The organism is Neopararhizobium haloflavum, assembly GCF_002750855.1.
Taxonomy (GTDB): Bacteria; Pseudomonadota; Alphaproteobacteria; order Rhizobiales; family Rhizobiaceae; genus Georhizobium; species Georhizobium haloflavum.
In genome coordinates this window covers 127,298-148,722 of the sequence record NZ_NWUC01000007.1, presented here as the reverse complement: position 1 = coordinate 148,722, position 21,425 = coordinate 127,298, and the positions used below count along the sequence as shown (strand labels likewise).

Genomic DNA, 21,425 nt, shown 5'->3' with positions numbered 1-21,425 from the left:
TGCGCATGAGGAGGAGACGATTATGGGTATCGAAGGAATCGGCGCGCGGGTCCAGCGCAAGGAAGACAAGCGTTTCATCACCGGCAAGGGGCGCTACACCGACGACATGGTGGTGCCCGGCATGAAGCATGCCGCCTTCGTCCGTTCGCCGCATGCCCATGCCAAGATTGCAGGCATCGACGCCTCCGCGGCGGAGGGCATGCCTGGCGTTATCGCGGTGCTGAACGGAAAGCAGCTGACGGATGACGGCATCGGCAACCTGATCTGCGGCTGGATGATCCATTCCAAGGATGGTTCTCCGATGAACATGGGCGCCTGGCGGCCACTCGCCGATTCCACGGTCCGCTATGTCGGCGACGCCGTCGCGATCGTCGTTGCCGACACCCGCTCGCAGGCGCGCGATGCGGCAGACGCGGTCGTCGTCGATTACGAGGAGCTTCCGGCGATCGTTGACCCGGTGAAAGCGCTGCAAGACGGGGCGCCTCAACTGCATCCCGAAGCCAAGGGCAATCTGATCTATGATTGGGAGATCGGCGACGGCGCGGCAACGGACAAGGCGATCGCCGAAGCGGCGCACGTCACCGAATTGAAGATCATCAACAACCGCCTCGTGCCAAACCCGATGGAGCCGCGCGCCGCTCTCGGCCACTACGATGAGGCGGAGGATCACTATACCTGCTGGACGACGTCGCAGAATCCGCACGTGGCGCGCCTCGTGATGAGCGCATTCTACAACGTGGCGCCCGAGAACAAGCTGCGGGTGATCGCGCCGGACGTGGGCGGCGGCTTTGGCTCGAAGATCTATATTTATCCCGAGGAGATTGTCTGCTTGTGGGCTTCCAAGCGCACCGGCGTGCCGGTGAAATGGGTGTGCGACCGCACGGAGGCCTTTCTGACGGATGCCCATGGCCGCGACCATGTATCGACGGTCAAGCTTGCTTTCGACGCGAACAACATCGTCACCGGCATGAAGGTCGACACCATCGCCAATCTCGGCGCCTACATGTCGCTCTTTTCCTCATCGGTTCCGACCTATCTCTATGCCACGCTGCTGTCTGGCCAGTACAACATCCCGGCCATCCACGCGAATGTCCGTACGGTCTACACAAACACCACGCCGGTCGACGCGTATCGTGGCGCAGGGCGTCCGGAAGCCACCTACCTGGTCGAGCGGGTCATGGAGACGGCCGCCCGTGAACTTGGCGTTTCACCTGCGGAACTGCGGCGGAAGAATTTCGTCCGCGAGTTCCCACATCAGACGCCGGTGATCATGTGCTACGATGCGGGCGACTACGATGCCTCCCTGAAAGCGGCGATGGAAGCGGCGGACTATGACGGTTTCCCCGCGCGTCGGAAGGAGGCGGAATCCAAAGGCAAGAAGCGCGGCATCGGGATGAGCTGCTATATCGAGGCCTGCGGCATCGCCCCTTCCCAGGCGGTCGGGTCGCTCGGTGCGGGCGTCGGACTGTGGGAATCGGCGGAAGTCCGCGTCAACGCGGTCGGCACTATCGAGGTGCTGACCGGCTCGCACAGTCACGGGCAGGGCCATGAGACGACATTCGCTCAGCTCGTTGCCGAGCGTTTCGGCGTGGGGCTCGACAGCGTTTCCATCGTCCATGGCGACACCGACAAGGTGCAGATGGGCATGGGCACCTACGGCTCACGTTCCGGCGCAGTCGGCATGTCGGCCATTGCCAAGGCGCTCGACAAGGTCGAGACCAAGGCAAAGAAGATCGCAGCGCATCTGCTGGAGGCCGACGAGGGCGACATCGTCATCGAGAACGGGGAACTGAAGGTTGCCGGCACCGACAAGACGTTGCCGTGGTTCCAGATGGCGCTCGCCGCCTATACGGCGCACAATCTTCCCGATGGCATGGAGCCGGGCCTGAAGGAGGGCGCGTTCTATGACCCGTCCAACTTCACCTTCCCGGCAGGCTGCTACATCTGCGAGGTCGAGGTCGATCCGGACACCGGCAAGACGGAAATCATCCAGTTCGTCGCCGCAGACGACTTCGGCAACATCATCAATCCGATGATTGTCGAAGGCCAGGTGCATGGCGGCATCGCTCAGGGTGTCGGACAGGCGATGCTGGAGGCGGCGCATTATGATGCGGAGACAGGGCAGCTGATCACGGCCAGCTACATGGACTACACCATGCCGCGGGCCGACGACCTGCCGTCATTCCAGGTCTCGCATCAGAACACGCCCTGCCCTGGCAATCCGCTGGGCATCAAGGGGTGCGGTGAGGCCGGCGCAATCGGTTCTCCACCGGCGGTGATCAACGCGATCACGGACGCGATCGGCACCAACAAGCTCGATATGCCCGCAACCCCGGAGAAGGTCTGGGCTTTGCTGCATTCCCATTGAACCGGAACGATGATCGAACGGAGCGAGCAGCAAAGCCAGAGAGCTGCTTGCTTCGACCTCCCAAGGAGATGAAGTATGTACGCAACGACTTACCATAAAGCCAAGACGGTCGATGAGGCGGTCAAGCTGGTTGGCCAGAGCGAATCCGGCAAATTCCTTTCCGGCGGCATGTCGCTTCTGCCGACGATGAAGCAGCGCCTCGCCGCACCTTCCGACCTCGTCGATCTGCGCCACATCCCCGAGATGAAGGGCATCAGCGTGAGCGGCAGCGAGGTGAAGATCGGAGGTGCGGCCACACATTACGAGATCAAGGAATCGGCAGAGCTCGCGAAAGCTTGCTATGGCCTGCACTCGATGGCGAGCGTGCTTGGCGATCCGCAGGTGCGCTACATGGGTACGATCGGCGGGTCGCTTGCCAACAACGATCCAGCAGCCGACTATCCCGCCGCGATGCTGGCGCTCGATGCGACGATCCATACGAACGCACGCACCTTGAAGGCTTCCGAGTTCTTCGCTGGCTTGCTTGAAACCGCGCTCGAGGACGACGAGATCGTCACGGCCGTCTCCTTCACCGCGCCGGAGAAGAGCGGCTACGAGAAGTTTCGCAATCCCGCTTCGCGATATGCCATGTGCGGCGTTTTCGTCGCCAAGACGGGCTCCGAGGTCAGGGTCGGGGTCACGGGTGCCGGTGCAGACGGTGTCTTCTCCTGGGACGAGGCAGCGAGTGCGCTTTCGTCCAACTTCTCTGCCGATGCGATCAAGGATCTTGCGGTTGATCCAGGCGAACTGCTGTCGGACCTGCACGGCTCGTCGGAGTACAGGGCGAATCTCGTCAAGGTCATGGCAAAACGGGCGGTCGAGAGCGCGCGATAAGCCAGCGACATGGTTGTTTCGGAAGGCCGGCCGTCGCGCCGGCCTTTTGCGTTGCATTACCCGATGCCGCATTGCACGCGATGCGGCGGGTGGTCGCACAGTGCCCGAAAACCAGTCCTTTATATCTAGAAATTGCAATGAATCCGGGCTGGCTGCTTGACTTAGAGTCATTCCAACCTGAAAAACGGAGAGCAATAATCGGAGCAGACGATGGATTTCGACGCCTTTTTCGAAAGCGCTCTCAACGGACTTCGCGAGGAAGGCCGTTATCGCGTTTTTGCGGATCTGGAGCGGCACAAGGGCGATTTTCCCCGCGCCACGCGCCATACGGCTGCGGGCAAGCAGGACGTGACCGTCTGGTGCTCGAACGACTATCTCGGCATGGGACAGAATCCGGCCGTCGTCGCTGCGATGAAGGAAGCGATCGACCGGTGCGGTGCGGGTGCTGGCGGCACGCGCAACATTTCAGGCACCACCCACTATCACGTGCTGCTCGAGCAGGAACTTGCCGATCTTCATGACAAGGAAGCGGCGCTGCTGTTCACATCAGGCTATGTTTCAAACTGGGCTGCGCTGGGCACATTGGCGTCTCGCATTCCGGGCTGCATCGTCTTTTCCGACGCGCTCAACCATGCCTCGATGATCGAAGGCATCCGCCATTCCAAGGCCGAGCGGGTTATCTGGAAACACAACGACCTTGCCGATCTGCGCGCCAAGCTGGAAGCTGCGGATCCGTCTGCGCCCAAGATGATCGCCTTCGAAAGCGTTTATTCCATGGACGGCGACATCGCGCCGATCAAGGAAATCTGCGATCTCGCGGACGAGTTCGGCGCCATGACGTATCTCGACGAAGTGCACGCGGTCGGCCTTTACGGTCCGCGTGGCGGCGGTATCGCCGAGCGGGAAGGCCTGATGCACCGCCTGACGGTCATCGAGGGCACGCTCGGCAAGGCATTCGGCGTTATGGGCGGCTACATCGCGGCATCGGCCGCATTGTGCGATTTCGTCCGGTCTTTCGCGTCCGGCTTCATCTTCACGACAGCCTTGCCGCCAGCGCTCGCAGCTGGTGCTCTCGCGTCTATCCGGCATTTGAAACAGAGCCAGGTGGAACGTCTGCGCCATCAGGACCGTGTTGCACGGGTGCGTGCGCGCCTGGATGCGATCGGCATTCCTTACATGCCGAACCCGAGCCATATCGTGCCGGTCATGGTCGGCGATGCGGCGAAGTGCAAGTGGATCTCGGATCTGCTGCTCGACAATTACGGCGTATACGTGCAGCCGATCAATTATCCGACCGTGCCCAAGAAGACCGAACGGTTGAGGATCACGCCGTCGCCGCTCCATTCCGATGCCGATATCGACCATCTGGTATCAGCATTGTCGAGCTTGTGGTCTCGTTGTGCGCTGGCGCGCGCAGTCGCTTAGGCCCAAAACCAAACGTGAACGATGCGGATCAGGCGGCGCTTCGCAGCGCCGCTATTTTTTCGCCTGCGTGTGTGCGGGCTTCGGCGTCGGCCGCAAAGACGGCGTCTATGCTGTCGGGCGCGTTCGAGCTGCCGTATCGGCTCATCACCGCTTCCACGACTTCGGCCATTTGAAGAAAGCCGATCTCCCCGGCGATAAAGGCTTCCAGGGCTTTCTCCTTGGCCCCGTTGAGGACAGCACCGAATGTGCCTCCCTGGCGCATCGCCTGGCGCGCCAGACGCAGGGCAGGGAAGCGCGTTTCGTCAGGGGCGTGGAAGTCCAGGCGCGAAAGGCGTGTGAAATCCAGTCGCTCCACCGGCAGTTCAGCGCGCTCCGGATAGGCCAACGCGTAGCCTATTGCGGTGCGCATGTCGGGTGTGCCGAGCTGAGCAAGAATCGATCCGTCCGAATACCCCACCATGGAGTGCACGATCGATTGCGGATGGACCAACACTTCGATCTGATCCGGAGACGTCTCGAACAGATATAGAGCCTCGATCATCTCAAGCGCCTTGTTGAACATGGATGCGCTGTCGATGGATATCTTGAGACCCATGGACCAGTTGGGGTGATCGGCCGCGGTTGCCGGCGTGACCTGGCTCATTTGCGTAAGTGAATAATTACGAAAGGGCCCGCCGGAAGCGGTGAGGATAATGCGCTCCAGGCGTTCCCGGCCTCCCGAAGCAAGGCACTGATGGATGGCGTTGTGTTCGCTGTCGACGGGGAGCAGCCGCCCGCCGCCGCGGGCGATTTCCTTGCGGAACAGCGCGCCGGCCGAAACGAGGCATTCCTTGTTGGCCAGCGCGATGTCGCTGCCGCGCGCCGCTGCAGCCAATGTTGGCGCCAGCCCGGCGATACCCACGATGCCGGCCATGACGATGTCCGCATCGCGTCCGGCCGCCTCGATCACGGCGCCATGGCCCGCTCCACTTTCGATACCGGTACCGGCCAGTAGCGCCTTTAGCTGGGCCGCCTGGCTGTCGTCCGCCGTCGCCACGAATTCGGCGCCGAACTCGATCGCCTGCGAGGCAAGGAGCCTGATGTTGGTATGGCCGGTCAATGCCGCCACCTCGAATGCGTCGCGCCCACCAAGGTGGCGCACAACGTCGAGGGTGCTGCAGCCGATCGACCCGGTGGAACCGAGGATCGCCAACCGGCGCGGCTCACGAGGACGGGCGGTTGGTTGATCGACGAGGGCAGGGCTGTTCAAACTGGCGGACCTTTCGTAAAGCCTGACAATCGACGGGTGCGGCGGGTGTCGTCAAGCGCGTCGATAGCGCAAGGGCGCCGCCGGCGGCAGGCGCGAAACAGCGACGGAGACCTTATGACGCAACAGGCCGGCAATGTGAATGCCGCGCGCGAGCGCGCGCTTGAGATGGATCGCGCGGACCCTCTCGGACCGATGCGGGAGGCATTTCACCTGCGCGAAGGGTTGATCTACCTCGACGGCAATTCACTCGGTGCGATGCCGAAATGCGCAGCGAGCGCGGTTGAAGCCGCGCTCCATCGCGAGTGGGGCGAGGATCTGATCGAGTCCTGGAACAAGGCCGACTGGATCGGCCTTCCGCAGCGCGCCGGGGCCAAGATCGCTGCGCTGGTCGGCGCCGGGAGCGACGATGTCGTCGTGACGGATTCCACCTCTGTCAATCTCTTCAAGGTGCTCGCCGCCGCCCTTTCGCTGCGACCGGACCGACGCGTCATCGTTTCGGAACGATCGAATTTCCCGACCGATCTCTACATGGTCGAGGGATTGATGACCTTGCTGGGCCGCGACCACAGTCTCAAGTTGGTCGACAGGGCCGAGGACATTGCGCCGGCCATGAGCGAAGATGTCGCCGTGGTCATGCTGACCCACGTGAACTATCGGGACGGCCGCATGCTGGACATGGCGGACCTGACCGAACGTGCGCACGCGGTCGGCGCGCTGACCATCTGGGATCTTGCCCATTCGGCTGGGGCGGTGCCCGTGGCGCTATCTGCGACAAACGCCGATTTCGCGGTTGGATGCGGCTATAAATTCCTGAACGGCGGACCGGGCGCCCCGGCGTTCTGCTATGTCGCGCCGCATTTGCAGGAGGATGCCGTGCAGCCGTTGTCGGGCTGGTTCGGCCATCGCGCGCCTTTCGACTTCACCCCGAGTTTCAAGCCGGCGACGGGCATCGCGCGTTTCCTGACCGGAACGCCGCCAGTTCTTTCGATGACGGCGCTCGACAAGGCGCTGTCGGTCTGGAGAGACGTCGACATGGCGGTCGTGCGGGAGAAATCACTGGCGCTCAGCGACCTCTTTGTCGAAAGGGTCGAAGCGTTGACTGCCGGAGGGGAACTGACTTTGCTCACCCCGCGTGACCATGCCTCGCGCGGCAGTCAGATATCGTTCCGCCATCCTTCAGCCTATCCGGTCATGCAGGCGTTGATTTCGCGCGGGGTCGTGGGTGATTTTCGAGCGCCGGACATTTTGCGCTTCGGGCTGACGCCGCTCTATCTGCGGTACGTCGATGTTTTCGATGCGGCCGCGATCCTCGCCGATATCCTCTCGAGCGGCATCTGGCGCGAAGACCAATACAATCGACGCGCGCGGGTGACCTGAAGCGCGGCGCGGCGAAACGTGTCACAAACGAGTCACAAGCAAGGAAATTCGATGGCCGGCAGCAAAGAACCGAAAGGTTAATGCTTGCGATAAGGATTTATGAACTGTATTCAGCCTATTGAGATCATTCCAAATGGTCGCGGGGATAGCCGCATAGCTCTGGGCAAAGGGTGGTTGCCGTCATGAAAGGCTGGCATCGGCTGCTGATGATTTCGGGGATGTGTTTCACGCTCGCAGCGTGCAACGACACCCTTTCGAGTGTTTCCAACAAGGTCGAGCATCCGCTTCCGACGAAGGTCGTCAGCCGGATGCAGGCCTACGGCATGACCGAACAGTCGCCGATCATGATGCGGATATTCAAGGAAGAGAATCTCCTTGAAATCTGGAAGGCCAAATCGTCTGGCCGCTACGAAAAGATCGCCGAATACGAGATTTGCAAGTGGTCGGGCGCGCTGGGTCCGAAGCGCCAGGAAGGCGACCGGCAGGCGCCAGAGGGCTTCTATACGGTGTCGCGGCACCAGATGAACCCGAATTCCAGCTACTATCTTTCCTTCAACCTCGGCTACCCGAACAAGTTCGACAGGTCGCATGGGCGCACCGGGTCCAACCTGATGGTGCATGGGGCCTGTTCGTCGGCCGGCTGCTATTCGATGAGCGACGAGAACGTTTTGGAGATCTACGCTTTTGCACGTGAAGCGTTTCGTGGCGGGCAGGATGCGTTTCAGGTCCAGGCGTTCCCCTTCCGCATGACGGCGGAAAACATGGCGCGCAATCGCGACAACCCGAACTACGAATTCTGGAAGATGCTCAAGGTCGGCTACGACCATTTCGAATTGACCAAGACACCGCCAAAGGTCGACGTCTGCGAGCAGAAATACGTCTTCAATCGCATGGCCACGACCAATGATGCGGTGTTCGATGCCCGGGCGCAGTGCCCGCAGACGACAACGCCCCAGTCCTTGGAAGTGGCATATTCCAGCTACGTCCAGGCTTATGAGAAGGCGTATGATGACGCAGTGCGCAAGCTGACGGGTAAGTCCTCCAGTCCGTTTTCGAGCCTGATGGGCACCGGCCCGAAGGCGGGAACTGCCCCAGTCGCAGCGCCCGCCTCAAGCGCAGTGGAGACGCCGGCACAGGCCCCCACATTGCCGCAGCCTTCGCCGACCACGCTCGATATGGAAACCGAGGTCATTCCGGCGCCCGCTCCGCAGGCCGGCGCCGCATCCATTCCGACGCCTGAGGCCAGCCCCGCGCCCGTGCCGATGCCGTCGGACAATGCGGCCGCGGCGCCCGCTCCGGCGCCGGCGATGCAGCAGACGGCTGAGGCTGACAAGCCGTTCTGGAATCTCTGGAGTCGCAATTGACGGCGGCAGCCGGCGACCCGAGCGACATCTACGATCTTCGCGGCCTGAAATGCCCCTTGCCCGTCCTGAAGGTGCGCAAGCGCTTGGCGGGCATGGCTTCGGGCTCGACGTTATGGGTCGAGACCACCGATCCCATGGCGGTGATCGACGTGCCCCACTTTTGCAGCGAAGCCGGGCATCGGTTGGTCCGCACCGAAGCGGTGGAAGGTGGCCACCGTTTTCTTATCGAGAAAGCCTGAACCGGCGCGGCGATCAGAATTTGTGACCGGGCACCGCGAGCGGATTTTCTTCCAGCGCAGCGCGATCGGGCCGGTCGGTCGCTGGCCTGCCCACGAAAGCGTTGAAGAGATCGCGCACATAAGCCTCTTCAATGTCGCGAGTGATCACGACAAGCCGCGTCAGTCTGTCCGCGCCTACCGGCCAGGCCGGCAGGCGGGCCGGTGGATGGAAGACGCTCTGAACGCCATGGATCGCGACCGGTCGGTCCGGTGCATCGCTCAAGCCGACGATGCCCTTCAAGCGCAGCAGCCGTTCGCCATGCGTCGAGCGCAACAGGTCGATGAACATTTCAAGCGTGTCCGGCGAAACAGGACGGTCGTGTGTCAGGCTGAAGGCGCGGATGCGGTCGTCGTGCCGGTTGACGTCATGGTGATGATGGTTGTGCCTTTGGCTTTGCAGATCCTCGTCGCGCAGCCAGCGTTGAACGTCGAGGCTCTTGGTCGACGGATCGTAAAGTCCGCAATGGAAGAGTTCTGAGGCTGACGCATCGGCGCGAAGAACCGGCGCGCCGGGATTGAGGGCGGCGAGCCGATCCATCAGCGTTTGCAGCGTGCTTGCTTCGGCAAGCTCGGTCTTCGTCAAAACGAGGCGATCAGCGACAGCCACCTGCTTGACCGCTTCTTCGTGCTGGTCGAGCGTGGTCATCGCGTTGGCAGCGTCGACAGTGACGATCACCCCATCCAGCCTTAGATTGTCGGACAGAACCGGGTGGCCCATGACCGCCTGAAGAACCGGCGCGGGATCGGCGAGCCCCGTCGTCTCAATGACGATGCGCGAAAGCGCCGCGATCCGGCCGGTCTGCACGCGATCTACGAGATCGGCGAGCGTATCGATCAGTTCTCCGCGTATGCTGCAGCAAAGGCAGCCGTCGGACAGTTCGATAACGCCGTCGGACGACTGCTCCACAAGAAGGTGATCGATCGCAACGTCGCCAAACTCGTTGATGATCACGGCGGTATCGCGGACGGTTGGATCCTTGAGGAGCCTGTTCAGCAGCGTTGTTTTTCCCGAGCCGAGAAAGCCGGTGAGAACTGAAACCTCGATCGTGTCCATGCTTTGGCTCTTGTGTCGGGGGGGCGCCTACAAGGACGGGCGCGGGCTGGGCAGGGGTACGTCGAGGGATGGTCTCAGCCCGTCCGTCGTGCTCACTGTCGTGGTCTCGGTTTCCGATGCAACCAGCTCGGCCGTCTCCGATACTTCCGGGCTTTCTTCAAGCTCGACCAGCCGTGGGCGTGGCGTGGGAATCGGCATGTCCACTTCGATGGCTGCAACGCGGCCATCTGTTCCGCCGAGTGCGACGGCGACCGGCTCCAACTCACGTTCCAGCGGGAGGATGTATTTGGAGTTCAGGATCAGGTCGCCATCATCGTCGCGTCCTTCGGCGCGGGTCTGGGCCGCCTCGGGAGAACAGATTTCCTCCCGCAGATCGGCAACGACCGTCCGGTTCTCGCCGTAGGGCTCAAGGTCCATCAACTTCACTCCGCTCCCGGTCGCCTCGCCGGAAAGGCCCTCTTCGAGCAGGCGCGCCGACTGCTCAGCGCGATCGGCAAGACTTTCCGCTCCGAAAACGACGGAAATGACGGATCGATCGCCGCGATGCGCAGACGAGACCTGGTTGAATCCGGCAGAGCAGATGAAGCCCGTCTTCATGCCGTCAGCGCCCGGGTAGCGCCCGATCAGCATGTTGTAGTTGGGGTAGATGTTGTCGCCCGTCTCGATCGCCTCGATCGAAAAATACGAGCCGTATTGCGGGAAATCGCGCTTCAGGGCGCGCGCGAGCACCGCCATGTCACGAGCCGTGGTGTATTGCCCCTCTCCGGGCAGGCCGTGCGGATTGATGAAATGCGTGTCGGACATGCCGAGACGGCGCGCCTCGCTGTTCATCCGCTCGATGAAGTCCCGGCGGTTGCCGGCGACGGATTCGCCAATGGCGGCAGCGACGTCGTTGGCCGACTTGACCATGATGATCTTGAGCGCGGTGTCGAGGGTCATCGTCGCGCCTTCGCCGTAATACATCTTGCTCGGCGGCTCGGCGGCGGCCTTGGCACTCAGCGTGACAGGGGAGGTGATCTCCAGATCACCGCTCTCGATAGCCCTGAAAGCCACATAGGCGGTCATCAGTTTCGTCAAGGAAGCAGGGTACCAGCGTTTGAAAGCCTCTTCATGTTGAAGAACCTCGCCCGTCTCCACATCCACCAGCATCCGCGGCGCCGAGAAAGCCGGCAGCGCGACGGTCGACAAGAGGACGGCGGTGAGGCAGAGGCGAGCGGCTACAGTGCTAGAAGTGCGAATTGCGTATATCAAAGCCAAGAAACTGGTCCCGGTTCTTAACGATTGTGGCAAGGCGATGCCGTTACGCGGCCTATATGGCAGCGCGATGGCAGAGCCCCATTGATCCTGACGCCCGCCCGGTTCACATATCGTTGAGCTCTGCCTTCAAGGCAAGGACGACACGCGCACGATAGGACCAATTGATGCCCATTCTCAACCGCGCCGCAGAATTGCAGGATGAAGTCGCCGAATGGCGCCGCAACCTGCACGCCAAGCCGGAACTCCTCTTCGACGTTCATGAGACAGCCGATTTCGTTGCGAAGAAGCTTGAAGCCTTCGGCTGTGATGAAGTGGTGCGCGGTCTGGGGCGCACGGGTGTCGTCGGTATCATTCGCGGCGATCGTCAAGGGGCGGGCGAGCGGACGATCGGTCTGCGCGCCGACATGGATGCCCTGCCCATCAAGGAGGAAAGCGGCGTCGCCTGGACCTCGACCGTCTCCGGCAAGATGCACGCTTGCGGCCATGACGGGCATACGGCCATGTTGCTCGGTGCTGCCAAGTATCTGGCAGAGACACGCAACTTCTCCGGTTCGGTCGCGGTGATCTTCCAGCCGGCCGAAGAAGGCGGCGGCGGCGGCAACGAGATGGTCAGGGATGGCATGATGGAACGGTTCGGCATCGCCGAAGTCTATGGCATGCACAATCTGCCAGGTTTGCCCGTCGGTCAGTTCGCGGGGAGAAAAGGTCCGATCATGGGGGCAACCGACGAGTTTCGCGTGACGGTCAAGGGGCGCGGCGGACATGCGGCCATGCCCCACGAAACAATCGATCCCATCGTCATGGCGGCCCAGATGGTCCAGGCGCTGCAGACGATTTCCTCGCGCAATGCCAATCCCGTGGACGCGATCGTCGTGTCGGTCACGAAGATCAATGCGGGATTTGCCCACAATGTCATTCCGGAAGAGGCGGTGTTTGCCGGGACCGTTCGGTCCCTTTCGGAGGCCAACCGCGATCTCGGTGAAAATCGTATCCGTCAGATTTGCGAGGGAATTGCCAGCAGTCATGGCGCCACGGTTTCCATCTGGTACGATCGAAACTACCCGGTGACGGTCAATCACGACGGGGAAACCGACAACGCGCTCAGCGCGGCGACAGACGTCGCCGGCGCCGACAAGGTGGACCGCGCGATCAATCCGATGCTGGGAGGAGAAGATTTCTCCTACATGCTGAATTCCCGGCCCGGATCATTCATCTTTATCGGCAACGGAGACTCCGCCGGTCTCCATCATCCGCGATACGATTTCAACGATGATGTCATCCCGCACGGGATTTCCTATTGGGTCAGGCTTGCCGAGCAGCGTCTCGGTCAATGATGTCGCCACGCGCCGCTAAGCGCCAAGGGCTTGGCGAAGCGGCGCGTCTGGATTATGGATCGGGGCGTGGTCCCGTAGCTCAGCAGGATAGAGCATCAGATTCCTAATCTGAGGGTCACTGGTTCGAATCCAGTCGGGATCACCATTGCCTTGTCGCTCGCCGATCCGGCTTAAAGGTTGCGGCCGATCGCGCTGCCGGCTACCGCGCCGCCAACACCCCCGACGATTGCCCCACCCGTGCCGGCGATGGCATCACCGACGACCGCGCCGCCAACGCCGCCTGCAACGGCGCCACCCACGGCTTTCTGGTTTGTCGTGCATCCGGCGGTCGCCAGCGCAACGCATCCGAGAATTGAGAGTATCTTGATTTGTCTGGTCATCGGTTCAGCTCCACACATGTCCCTGGAGCATTGAACTCCGCCGATCGTGCGATGGTTCCCCGCGCATCCGTCAGTGGTCTATCGCGGCGCTGTCAAGAAGAGGGGCGGCATCTATCTCCGCCGCATTCAACAGGCTGGCCACATGCTCAAGAGAGGCGACGAGCATTGCCTGCTGCCAATCGGGAAGTGCCTCGAATTTGACCGCGAACATCTGTTGCAGCGCGTCGGGCGCCGAGGCCATCGTCGCCCTGCCGCTGTCCGTGAGGGTTATCCAGACCTGTCGGCGGTCTGTCTGCCCGCGGGTTCGCTGCGTCAGCCCGCGCGACTGCAGTTTATCGAGAAGGGCGGTGACGGTGGCCTGGCTGATGCGGGCCCTCGCGGCGATCTCCTTCGGCGTCGTCTCGCCAACCTCCCCCAGAATCTGAAGGACGATCCACTGTGGAGTGGTCAGTCCCGTCCTGCGGGAAAGGGCCTTGGCGTGGTGGTCGCTCGCCCGCAAAATTCTGCGGAGTGCGATGAGGCTTTCTTGTGTCCTGTTTTCCACGGGGCCGGTATCCGAAATTCAGAGCGGTGGGACGGGCGTCAGGCCCGCATTCGAGAATGATAGTTCGTTTGCCGAATTAATTTTTCCAGAGCAAGGCGAAAAATATTTCGCCGATCGAAGCGAATCCGGGGTGAAATAAAACGTATAATCCTTGGAACCCTGGTAAAGCTGTAAAATATGACCGAAATGTCCCGTGATTGTTGAAGTTGTCGGATAGGTCCGTATATTTCGGCCTACGAATTAAATGCAAGGAGAGTGGACGGGATGGCCGACAACACGATCAAGCTTGAGCGCAAGGCGGGCGCCGGAGACATCAGCTTCCGCAAGCCGACCAAGTCGGACGGCTCTGACGTTTGGCGGTTGATTGCCGATTCCGGCAAGCTCGACGAGAATTCCATGTACTGCAATCTTCTGCAGTGCGACCACTTTGCCGACACCTGTGTCCTGGCGGAACTCGATGGAGAGATCGTCGGCTGGATCTCTGGTTACCTTCCGCCAGACGACGACAAGACGTTCTTCGTCTGGCAGGTGGCCGTGTCGGAGAAGGCGCGCGGGCGCGGAATCGCCAAGAAGATGCTGCGCGAGCTGATGCGCCGAGAGGACTGCGCGCAGGTCGAGCAGCTTCAGACGACGATCACCAAGGATAACGACGCGAGCTGGGCGCTTTTCCGCTCCTTCGCACGCTTCTGTGGTGCAACGATCAAGGATCAGCCGCATTTCCGCGAGGAAGAGCATTTCGATGGCGAGCACGACACCGAGCATATGGTGACGATCACCTTCGAAGCGGCCGTCAAGATCGCTTTCGCGGCCTGATATCAGGCCAATCACACGCCAATTTTCTTGAAACCAATCCAATGATTGGAGTGGAATTATGACGACTGTCACTATGAAACAGCCCACAATTTTCGAACGCCGCGAGTCAGAATCGCGCAGCTATTGCCGCAGCTTTCCGAACGTTTTCTCGAGCGCGCAGAACGCGACGCTGACGGACGAGAGCGGCAAGACATATATCGATTTTCTGGCCGGCTGCTCGTCGCTGAACTACGGCCACAATGATCCGGACATGAAGGCCGCGCTGATCGACTACATCTCCAAGGATGGCGTCACGCATGGCCTCGACATGTTCACCGAGGCGAAGGCAGACTTCCTGTCCGCCTTCGAGTCGATCATCCTGAAGCCGCGCGGGATGGACTACAAGGTCCAGTTCGTCGGCCCGACGGGTGCGAATGCCGTTGAGTCCGCGATGAAGCTCGCCCGCAAGGTGACGGGCCGCACCAACATCATCGCGTTCACAAACGGGTTCCACGGGGTGACGATGGGCGCGCTTGCCGCGACAGGGAACGGCTATCATCGCGGCGGTGCCAGCGCGCCTTTGGCCAATGTTCAGCGTGCGCCTTTCGATGCTTATCATGGCGATGGCATTGATACTGCGGCGATGCTCGAAAAGATGCTCGACGACCCGTCCTCGGGTATCGACAGCCCAGCTGCGATCCTGCTGGAAACCGTTCAGGGCGAAGGTGGCCTCAACGCCGCTTCGGCGCCTTGGGTGAAGCGCGTCGAAGAGATCGCGAGGGCGCACGGCGCTCTGTTAATCATCGACGATATCCAGGCAGGCTGCGGCCGAACCGGGACGTTCTTCTCGTTCGAGGAGATGGGCGTGTCGCCCGACATCGTAACGATGGCGAAATCGTTTTCGGGCTTCGGCCTGCCGTTCTCGGCTGTCCTCATCAAGCCCGAGCATGATATCTGGGGCCCGGCCGAGCACAACGGCACGTTTCGCGGCAACAACCATGCATTCGTTACGGCGCGTGTGGCACTGGAGAAGTTCTGGACCGACGATGCCTTCCAGAAGGAAGTTCAGGCCAAGGGCGACTATCTGAAAGACCGCCTTGATGCCATCGCATCGATGGTTCCCGGTTCACGCCTCAAGGGCCGCGGAATGATGCGCGGCATCGATGTCGGCACCGGCGAGCTCGCATCCGATATCTGCAAGTGGTGCTTCCAGAACGGTCTCATCATCGAGACGTCGGGTGCCCACGACGAAGTCGTAAAGATTCTGGCGCCGCTGACGATCGAGAAGGAAAAACTCGCAAGCGGCCTCGACATTCTCGAGGCCGCGGTCAGCGAAATCGTCGCCCCCAACAAGATTGCAGCGGAGTAAACCGGCCATGATCGTAAGAGACTTCAACGAAGCAAAGAACACCGAGCGGCGGGTTGATTCGGACGGATGGAATTCGGTTCGTCTGCTCCTGGCCGGCGACAACATGGGATTCAGCTTCCATATCACGACGATCTACGCTGATACCGAGTTGCACTTTCACTACAAGAACCACCTGGAGAGCGTTTATTGCGTCGCTGGGGAGGGTTCTATCGAGGATGTCGCAACCGGCGAGGTTCACGAGATCAGGCCGGGTGTGATGTATGCGCTCAACAAGAACGACAAGCACATCCTGCGCGGCAAGACCGAGATGACGATGGCTTGCGTGTTCAATCCGCCGGTAACGGGCAACGAGGTTCATCGTGCCGACGGTTCCTATGCGAGCGCCGACGAGGTTGCGGCGGCATCGGCCTGACGATCCGGACCCCCAGCCGCCTTTATTTCAATGGAGAGGGCGCCGGCTGCCGACATGCACCGGCGCAATATCGACAAAGATGACGACTGATACCGACAAGACGATGACGGAAGAAAAGCCGAACGGCAACCACACCGTCGAGAAGATCGGCGGCACGTCGATCAGCCGGTCGCGAGAGCTGCTCGACAGCATCTTCATTGGCGATCGGGAAGGCGAAGCGCTCTACAATCGCGTCTTCGTCGTCTCAGCTTATGCCGGCATGACAAACGCCCTGCTGGAGCACAAGAAGACCGACGAGCCGGGTGTCTATGCGCTGTTCTCCAACGCCGACAACGATCACGGTTGGATGGATGCCCTTGGCCGCGTCAGCATCATGATGCGCGACATGAACGCGGAAATCCTCGATGATGGCGGTGATCGCCGCGTTGCCGATGATTTCGTTCGTGAGCGGATCGAGGGCGCGAGAACCTGCCTTCTGGATCTCCAGAGGCTGTGCTCCTACGGACATTTCCGCCTAGAAGAGCACATGCTGACGACCCGCGAACTTCTGTCGGGCCTGGGCGAGGCGCATTCGGCTTTTGTCACGACGCTTCTGCTTCGCCGACATGGCGTCAATGCACGTTTCGTGGACCTGACGGGCTGGCGTGACGAGAATCATCCCGACCTCGGGCAGCGCATCTCGGACGCTTTCGCCGAGGTCGATTTCGCCCGCGAATTGCCCATCGTGACCGGCTATGCCCAGTGCATGGAAGGTCTGATGCGCGAGTTCGACCGTGGTTATTCGGAGGTGACGTTCGCTCACACGGCAGCGATCACCGGGGCGCGCGAGGCAGTGATCCACAAGGAGTTTCACCTCTCCAGCGCGGACCCCAAGCTGGTGGGTGTCGATGCGGTCCAGAAGATCGGCCGTACCAACTACGACGTGGCGGATCAGCTTTCGAACATGGGCATGGAGGCCATCCATCCGAAGGCAGCGAAGACGTTGCGCCAGGCGGGCATTCCGCTGCGGGTAGCCAACGCATTCGAACCGCACGACCCTGGTACGCTGATCGATGCGGAGCCGGCGAGCGAGCCGCGGGTCGAGATCATCACCGGTCTTCCCGTGATCGCGCTCGAAGTCTTCGAGCAGGACATGGTCGGGGTCAAGGGCTATGACGCCACCATTCTCGAAGCGCTGACGCGTCACAAGGTCTGGATCGTCGCCAAGACATCCAACGCCAACACGATCACGCACTATCTGGAAGGCTCGCTCAAGGCCATTCGCCGCGTCGAGCGCGACATTGCGAAGGTTTACCCTTCTGCGCAGATCAAGATGCGCAAGGTTGCGATCGTGTCTGCAATCGGCCGCGAGCTGCGCGGACTGGATGTCATGCTCAACTCGCTGGTGGCACTGAAGGAAGCGGGTATCGAGCCGCTCGGAGCGCATGAAACCGGGCGAGGCGTCGATGTGCAGTTCGTCGTCGATCAGGAATCGATGAACGCAGCCGTCAAGAGCCTCCATTCGGTCCTTATCGAAAGGGCCGGCGAGGTCGAGCTCAAGGCTGTCGCTTGAAAGGCTGACTAAGGCGGTCAGCCATTGATGGTGATGTCTGCCCGCCGCGAATTCTGCTTCACAAACCTGGCGTTCGGCATATCGTTGTCGAGCGCCTTTTTTATCGCCTGCTGCCGCCCCAACCCATGGTACAGCCAGCGACGAACAAGTCGTTCCTCCAGAACATCGTCGGCCACATCGAGCCAGATGGTCCGCTCGAAGAGCGTGCGAAGCTCGCTCCAAGGTGCTGCGTCGATCAAGAGGTAATTGCCCTCCGTCAGAACGATGCGATGGCCGGGATCGACGATGCCCGCTCCGGCGCGTGCGAGATCGAGATGACGGTCGAAGACCGGATAGGCGGCTGAAAGCTGCGGCCGCTCGGCGATTCTGCGCATCGTTTCGCAGTAACCCGCCGCATCGAATGTCTCCGGTGCACCCTTGCGGTGCCTCAGGCCACGGTGATCGAGCACGACGTTGTCGAGATGAAAGCCATCCATCGGCACTATGATGGCGCTGCCGGGCTCCCGGTCGTCGATGGCCTTGCGCAGCGCTTCGGATATGGTCGATTTGCCCGAGCCCGGCGGCCCGGCAATCGCCACGATCAATCGCCGCTGCGACGCCCTGGCGCCGGCGAGCAGCCCTTCTGCAATGCCCGCCATATCACGCATCAGGCGGCAATCGCTTCTTCCGGCGGCGTCTTGGCACCTGTCATGAACGCAACCGCATCGGACATCGAGTAGTCCTTTGGCTTTATGACGCATAGCCGGCGGCCGAGACGGTGGATATGGATTCGATCGGCAACCTCGAAGACATGCGGCATGTTGTGGGAGATCAGAACGATCGGAATCCCACGCCGCTTGACGTCCAGGATCAATTCAAGAACGCGGCGTGACTCCTTCACGCCGAGCGCCGCCGTCGGCTCATCCATGATGATCACCTTCGAGCCGAATGCTGCGGCCCGCGCGACGGCAACACCTTGCCTTTGGCCTCCCGACAGCGTTTCCACGGGTTGCGCGATGTTCTGAATGGTCATCAGGCCGAGGTCGGAGAGCTTCTGGCGTGCCACTTTCTCCATCTCTGCGCGGTCGAGCAGTTTGAAGATGGATCCGAGTGGCCCCTTCTTGCGGATTTCGCGGCCAAGAAACATGTTGTCGGCGATCGACAGCGCAGGTGAGAGCGCGAGCGTCTGATAGACGGTTTCGATGCCTGCATCTCTCGCTTCCATGGGCGAGGAGAACCGCATGGGGCGCCCCTCCAGCGTCATGTCGCCCTCATCAATCGATACAGCGCCCGAGAGGGCCTTGATCAGCGAGGATTTTCCGGCACCGTTGTCGCCGATGACGGCCAGGATCTCACCGGGGTAGAGATCGAAATCGGCGCGGTCGAGGGCAGTCACGCGGCCGTAGCGCTTGACGAGGCCACGGGCGGAAAGGATGGGTACGTTCTCGCTCATGCCGATACCTTTCTGATCCATTGGTCGATGGCGACGGCGATGATGATCAGCCAGCCGATCGCGAAAACCTGCCAGAGCACGTCGACACCGACGAGGCGAAGCCCCGACTGGAAGACGCCGACGATCAACGCCCCGATCAATGGTCCCATGATGGAGCCGCGGCCTCCGAAGAGCGAAATCCCGCCGATGACCACAGCCGTGATCGACTGGAGGTTGCCTTCGTAGAAGCTTTGCGGGGACACGGAGCCGACGCGGCCGATGGACGCCCAAGCGCCGAGTGCACAGACAAGCCCTGCCAGGGCATAGACGGACACCAGCGTCCGGTTGGTGCGGATGCCGGCCAGTTCGGCGGCTTCCTTGTCGTCGCCGACGGCATAGACGTGGCGTCCCCATGCGGTCCTGTTCAGGAGATACCAGAGTGCGGCGAAGATCAGCACCATCAGCACGGAGCCATAGGAGAACTGGGCTCCGAACATGCCGAAGTTCTCGCCGAAGATCTTGAGGATGGGCGCCTGTTCATCGATGTCCTGACTGCGGATCGACTGGGCGCCGGAGAGCCAGAGGTTCAGCGCGAAGAAAATGTTCCAAGTGCCGAGTGTGGTGATGAAGGGCGGCAGTTTCAGGCGGGTCACCAACAGTCCGTTGAGGGCGCCCGCTGCCGTGCCGCCAGCAAACCCGACCAGCAAGGCGATGGGGGTCGGCACTCCCATGCTGACCGCCAGATTGCCCATGATCACCGACATTAAGACCATGATGGCCGCCACCGACAGATCGATGCCGGCGGTGAGGATCACGAGGCTCTGCGCTGCCGCCAGTATCCCGATGATGGAGACCTGCTGCATGATGAGCGAGAGGTTGAAGGCAGAGAAAAAGCGGTCGCCGGCGACGATGCCGAAGGCGAGGACGCTCACCAGGAGCACGATGACCGGCACCATGGTGGGGTAGCCGTGAAGGAAATGCTGGATGCGATCGAGCGCCGATTGGTGTCGTGCCTCGAACTCCGCAAGGCTGCGGTCGCTCTGTTCAAGGCTTTCTTCATAGGCCTGTGCACCCCGCGCCGCCGGCGCGGTGTCGACTGAGCTCGTCATGAAAATCCTCCCGCCACTCCAGTCCCTGCGGAACCAGCAGTGTAGCGCAATTGCAGCCTGATTGGCATGGCGCACTCAGCGCCAGGCGAGGGGCAGGCCTGTATCCGCCTGCCCGCAAGGCGCCGTCAGCCCCAGCAGAGTTCGAGACCTTCCTCGACGCTGATCGATTCCAGGCCCTCGACCGGCGTGTCCGTTACGAGTTGGACACCGGTGTCATAGAAGTCGAGACCGGGGGACGGTTCGGGCGTTTCGCCGGTGCGGGCGAAGTTGGCGATCGCCTCGATACCGAGCGCAGCCATTTCAAGCGGATACTGCTGCGAGGTGGCGCCGATGATCCCCTCTTGCACGTTCTGGACACCCGGGCAGCCGCCGTCCACCGATACGACGATCACCTCATCCTGGCGTCCGAACGAGCGAAGCGTCTCGTATGCTCCAGCCGCGGCGGGCTCGTTGATGGTGTAGACGACGTTGATCTCCGGATCGACCTGGAGCAGGTTTTCCATCGCGCGCCGGCCACCTTCTTCATTGCCGGAGGTGACGTCGTTGCCGACTATGCGTTCGTCCTCCTCGTCGCCGATCAGGTTCTCGTCGTTGAGGTCGATGCCGAAACCCTGAAGGAAGCCCTGGTTGCGCAGAACGTCGACGGACGGCTGACTGGGGGAAAGATCGAGCATGGCGATCTTGGCATTGGCGGCCTCGTCGCCCAACTGCGCGGCTGCCCACTGTCCAATCAGTTCTCCCGCCTTGAAATTGTCCGTGGCGAAGGTGGCATCAGCTGCATCGATCGGCTCAAGGGGAGTGTCGAGTGCAATGACGAGAATGCCGTTGTCGCGAGCCGTCTGAACGACATCGACGATCGCCTTTGTGTCCGATGCGGTGATCAAAATGCCGTCGGCGCCCGATGCGATGCAGGTTTCGACCGCCTGTACCTGCGTCTGGTGGTCGCCATCGACCCGGCCGGCATAGGTCGCCAGTTCCATCCCGAGCTCCTCGGCCTTTGCTGTCGCGCCTTCCTTCATCTTGACGAAGAATGGGTTGATGTCGGTCTTGGTGATCAGGCAGGCGCTGACCTGCTCGTCCTGCGCATGCGAGGGCGCGGCGAACGCGAGTGCAGCGGCAAGAGCCGTCGATGCAATGAGAGCTTGGCGTTTCATTTCAATCCTCCCGAAATGGCTGGCCCGCGGGCCAGGTGCCGAAGACTCCTCCATCGGCATCCGACGAAAAGAAAACAGCATCCCAATAGGACTGTCAATAAATAAATCACTCTTATTTAGTTA

The 21,425-nt window shown here is 61.3% G+C and carries 20 protein-coding genes and 1 tRNA gene; 12 read left to right on the top strand and 9 right to left on the bottom strand.

Annotated features, from left to right (window positions below; all coding sequences use genetic code 11):
- The first annotated feature begins 22 nt into the window (after window positions 1–22).
- The 3 genes from CN673_RS15735 (at window position 23) to hemA (ending at window position 4,666) form a co-directional block, all read left to right on the top strand.
- Complete coding sequence (locus tag CN673_RS15735; protein ID WP_099867336.1) at window positions 23–2,368, top strand: xanthine dehydrogenase family protein molybdopterin-binding subunit; 2,346 nt, start codon at window positions 23–25, stop codon at window positions 2,366–2,368.
- Window positions 2,369–2,443: 75 nt separating this feature from the next.
- A complete protein-coding gene (locus tag CN673_RS15730) occupies window positions 2,444–3,241 on the top strand; it encodes an FAD binding domain-containing protein (protein WP_099867335.1) in 798 nt (265 codons plus the stop codon).
- Window positions 3,242–3,451: 210 nt separating this feature from the next.
- Window positions 3,452–4,666, top strand: a complete 1,215-nt coding sequence (gene hemA, locus CN673_RS15725) for a 5-aminolevulinate synthase (protein WP_099867334.1) — start codon at window positions 3,452–3,454, stop codon at window positions 4,664–4,666.
- 28 nt (window positions 4,667–4,694) lie between these two features.
- On the opposite strand, the gene dxr is transcribed toward hemA, so the two are convergent.
- Window positions 4,695–5,915: a 1-deoxy-D-xylulose-5-phosphate reductoisomerase gene (dxr, locus tag CN673_RS15720; protein WP_099867333.1), complete on the bottom strand. Its 1,221-nt coding sequence runs from the start codon at window positions 5,913–5,915 to the stop codon at window positions 4,695–4,697.
- Between the two features lie 114 nt (window positions 5,916–6,029).
- On the opposite strand from dxr, the gene kynU reads away from it, so the two are divergent.
- From kynU to CN673_RS15705, 3 genes are all read left to right on the top strand, one after another.
- Window positions 6,030–7,292, top strand: coding sequence for a kynureninase (gene kynU, locus CN673_RS15715; protein WP_099867332.1), 1,263 nt, complete (start codon window positions 6,030–6,032; stop codon window positions 7,290–7,292).
- Between the two features lie 182 nt (window positions 7,293–7,474).
- Entirely contained in the window at window positions 7,475–8,656 is a 1,182-nt protein-coding gene (locus tag CN673_RS15710) for a L,D-transpeptidase family protein (RefSeq protein WP_099867469.1), read from the top strand.
- Window positions 8,653–8,895: a sulfurtransferase TusA family protein gene (locus tag CN673_RS15705; RefSeq protein ID WP_099867331.1), complete on the top strand. Its 243-nt coding sequence runs from the start codon at window positions 8,653–8,655 to the stop codon at window positions 8,893–8,895. Before CN673_RS15710 ends, CN673_RS15705 begins: the two co-directional genes overlap by 4 nt.
- Window positions 8,896–8,908: 13 nt before the next feature.
- Here the strand turns inward: CN673_RS15705 and CN673_RS15700 are convergent, their stop codons facing one another.
- Together CN673_RS15700 and CN673_RS15695 are read right to left on the bottom strand one after the other, a co-directional pair.
- Window positions 8,909–9,988, bottom strand: coding sequence for a CobW family GTP-binding protein (locus CN673_RS15700; protein WP_099867330.1), 1,080 nt, complete (start codon window positions 9,986–9,988; stop codon window positions 8,909–8,911).
- Window positions 9,989–10,015: 27 nt separating this feature from the next.
- The gene (locus CN673_RS15695; RefSeq protein ID WP_099867329.1) at window positions 10,016–11,137 is read right to left on the bottom strand and encodes a D-alanyl-D-alanine carboxypeptidase family protein; all 1,122 of its coding nucleotides are present in this window, start codon (window positions 11,135–11,137) and stop codon (window positions 10,016–10,018) included.
- Window positions 11,138–11,409: 272 nt separating this feature from the next.
- On the opposite strand from CN673_RS15695, the gene CN673_RS15690 reads away from it, so the two are divergent.
- The gene (locus CN673_RS15690) at window positions 11,410–12,579 is read left to right on the top strand and encodes a M20 aminoacylase family protein (protein WP_099867328.1); all 1,170 of its coding nucleotides are present in this window, start codon (window positions 11,410–11,412) and stop codon (window positions 12,577–12,579) included.
- Between the two features lie 68 nt (window positions 12,580–12,647).
- Window positions 12,648–12,724, top strand: a tRNA-Arg gene (locus CN673_RS15685).
- Between the two features lie 25 nt (window positions 12,725–12,749).
- Here CN673_RS15685 and CN673_RS20935 read toward each other — a convergent pair.
- Together CN673_RS20935 and CN673_RS15675 are read right to left on the bottom strand one after the other, a co-directional pair.
- On the bottom strand, window positions 12,750–12,959 hold the full coding sequence (locus CN673_RS20935; RefSeq protein WP_157928922.1) for a YMGG-like glycine zipper-containing protein: 210 nt from the start codon (window positions 12,957–12,959) through the stop codon (window positions 12,750–12,752).
- Window positions 12,960–13,029: 70 nt separating this feature from the next.
- Window positions 13,030–13,503: a MarR family winged helix-turn-helix transcriptional regulator gene (locus CN673_RS15675; RefSeq protein ID WP_099867326.1), complete on the bottom strand. Its 474-nt coding sequence runs from the start codon at window positions 13,501–13,503 to the stop codon at window positions 13,030–13,032.
- 264 nt (window positions 13,504–13,767) lie between these two features.
- Here CN673_RS15675 and ectA point away from each other — a divergent pair, with 264 nt between their 5' ends.
- The 4 genes from ectA to CN673_RS15655 all read left to right on the top strand — a co-directional run bounded on the left by ectA (window position 13,768) and on the right by CN673_RS15655 (window position 17,628).
- A complete protein-coding gene (ectA, locus tag CN673_RS15670; RefSeq protein ID WP_099867325.1) occupies window positions 13,768–14,316 on the top strand; it encodes a diaminobutyrate acetyltransferase in 549 nt (182 codons plus the stop codon).
- A 58-nt stretch (window positions 14,317–14,374) separates the two neighbouring features.
- Window positions 14,375–15,664 carry a diaminobutyrate--2-oxoglutarate transaminase gene (ectB, locus tag CN673_RS15665; protein ID WP_099867324.1) on the top strand — a complete coding sequence of 430 codons (1,290 nt, stop codon included), beginning with the start codon at window positions 14,375–14,377 and terminating at the stop codon, window positions 15,662–15,664.
- 7 nt (window positions 15,665–15,671) lie between these two features.
- Window positions 15,672–16,076 (top strand): ectoine synthase, encoded by a 405-nt coding sequence (locus tag CN673_RS15660; RefSeq protein ID WP_099867323.1) that lies wholly within the window; start codon window positions 15,672–15,674, stop codon window positions 16,074–16,076.
- 79 nt (window positions 16,077–16,155) lie between these two features.
- A complete protein-coding gene (locus CN673_RS15655) occupies window positions 16,156–17,628 on the top strand; it encodes an aspartate kinase (protein ID WP_198586021.1) in 1,473 nt (490 codons plus the stop codon).
- 17 nt (window positions 17,629–17,645) lie between these two features.
- Here the strand turns inward: CN673_RS15655 and CN673_RS15650 are convergent, their stop codons facing one another.
- The 4 genes from CN673_RS15650 to CN673_RS15635 form a co-directional block, all read right to left on the bottom strand.
- Complete coding sequence (locus CN673_RS15650; protein ID WP_099867322.1) at window positions 17,646–18,275, bottom strand: nucleoside triphosphate hydrolase; 630 nt, start codon at window positions 18,273–18,275, stop codon at window positions 17,646–17,648.
- Window positions 18,275–19,081: an ATP-binding cassette domain-containing protein gene (locus tag CN673_RS15645; RefSeq protein WP_370853060.1), complete on the bottom strand. Its 807-nt coding sequence runs from the start codon at window positions 19,079–19,081 to the stop codon at window positions 18,275–18,277. The genes CN673_RS15650 and CN673_RS15645 overlap by 1 nt, the downstream gene beginning before the upstream one ends.
- Window positions 19,057–20,148 carry an ABC transporter permease gene (locus CN673_RS15640; RefSeq protein WP_099867321.1) on the bottom strand — a complete coding sequence of 364 codons (1,092 nt, stop codon included), beginning with the start codon at window positions 20,146–20,148 and terminating at the stop codon, window positions 19,057–19,059. Before CN673_RS15640 ends, CN673_RS15645 begins: the two co-directional genes overlap by 25 nt.
- A 125-nt stretch (window positions 20,149–20,273) precedes the next feature.
- Window positions 20,274–21,302 carry a sugar ABC transporter substrate-binding protein gene (locus CN673_RS15635; RefSeq protein WP_099867320.1) on the bottom strand — a complete coding sequence of 343 codons (1,029 nt, stop codon included), beginning with the start codon at window positions 21,300–21,302 and terminating at the stop codon, window positions 20,274–20,276.
- Window positions 21,303–21,425 lie beyond the last annotated feature (123 nt).

Bases quoted from the DNA above. Each gene is read 5' to 3' on its own strand.
- CN673_RS15655 (WP_198586021.1), top strand. From the start codon at position 16,156: ATGACGACTGATACCGACAAGACGATGACGGAAGAAAAGCCGAACGGC.
- CN673_RS15735 (WP_099867336.1), top strand. From the start codon at position 23: ATGGGTATCGAAGGAATCGGCGCGCGGGTCCAGCGCAAGGAAGACAAG.
- CN673_RS15650 (WP_099867322.1), bottom strand. From the start codon at position 18,275: ATGCGTGATATGGCGGGCATTGCAGAAGGGCTGCTCGCCGGCGCCAGG.
- CN673_RS20935 (WP_157928922.1), bottom strand. From the start codon at position 12,959: ATGACCAGACAAATCAAGATACTCTCAATTCTCGGATGCGTTGCGCTG.
- ectA (WP_099867325.1), top strand. From the start codon at position 13,768: ATGGCCGACAACACGATCAAGCTTGAGCGCAAGGCGGGCGCCGGAGAC.
- kynU (WP_099867332.1), top strand. From the start codon at position 6,030: ATGACGCAACAGGCCGGCAATGTGAATGCCGCGCGCGAGCGCGCGCTT.
- CN673_RS15635 (WP_099867320.1), bottom strand. From the start codon at position 21,302: ATGAAACGCCAAGCTCTCATTGCATCGACGGCTCTTGCCGCTGCACTC.
- CN673_RS15695 (WP_099867329.1), bottom strand. From the start codon at position 11,137: ATGCTGGTGGATGTGGAGACGGGCGAGGTTCTTCAACATGAAGAGGCT.
- ectB (WP_099867324.1), top strand. From the start codon at position 14,375: ATGACGACTGTCACTATGAAACAGCCCACAATTTTCGAACGCCGCGAG.
- CN673_RS15710 (WP_099867469.1), top strand. From the start codon at position 7,475: ATGAAAGGCTGGCATCGGCTGCTGATGATTTCGGGGATGTGTTTCACG.
- CN673_RS15640 (WP_099867321.1), bottom strand. From the start codon at position 20,148: ATGACGAGCTCAGTCGACACCGCGCCGGCGGCGCGGGGTGCACAGGCC.
- CN673_RS15730 (WP_099867335.1), top strand. From the start codon at position 2,444: ATGTACGCAACGACTTACCATAAAGCCAAGACGGTCGATGAGGCGGTC.
- hemA (WP_099867334.1), top strand. From the start codon at position 3,452: ATGGATTTCGACGCCTTTTTCGAAAGCGCTCTCAACGGACTTCGCGAG.
- CN673_RS15690 (WP_099867328.1), top strand. From the start codon at position 11,410: ATGCCCATTCTCAACCGCGCCGCAGAATTGCAGGATGAAGTCGCCGAA.
- CN673_RS15700 (WP_099867330.1), bottom strand. From the start codon at position 9,988: ATGGACACGATCGAGGTTTCAGTTCTCACCGGCTTTCTCGGCTCGGGA.
- CN673_RS15660 (WP_099867323.1), top strand. From the start codon at position 15,672: ATGATCGTAAGAGACTTCAACGAAGCAAAGAACACCGAGCGGCGGGTT.
- CN673_RS15645 (WP_370853060.1), bottom strand. From the start codon at position 19,081: ATGGATCAGAAAGGTATCGGCATGAGCGAGAACGTACCCATCCTTTCC.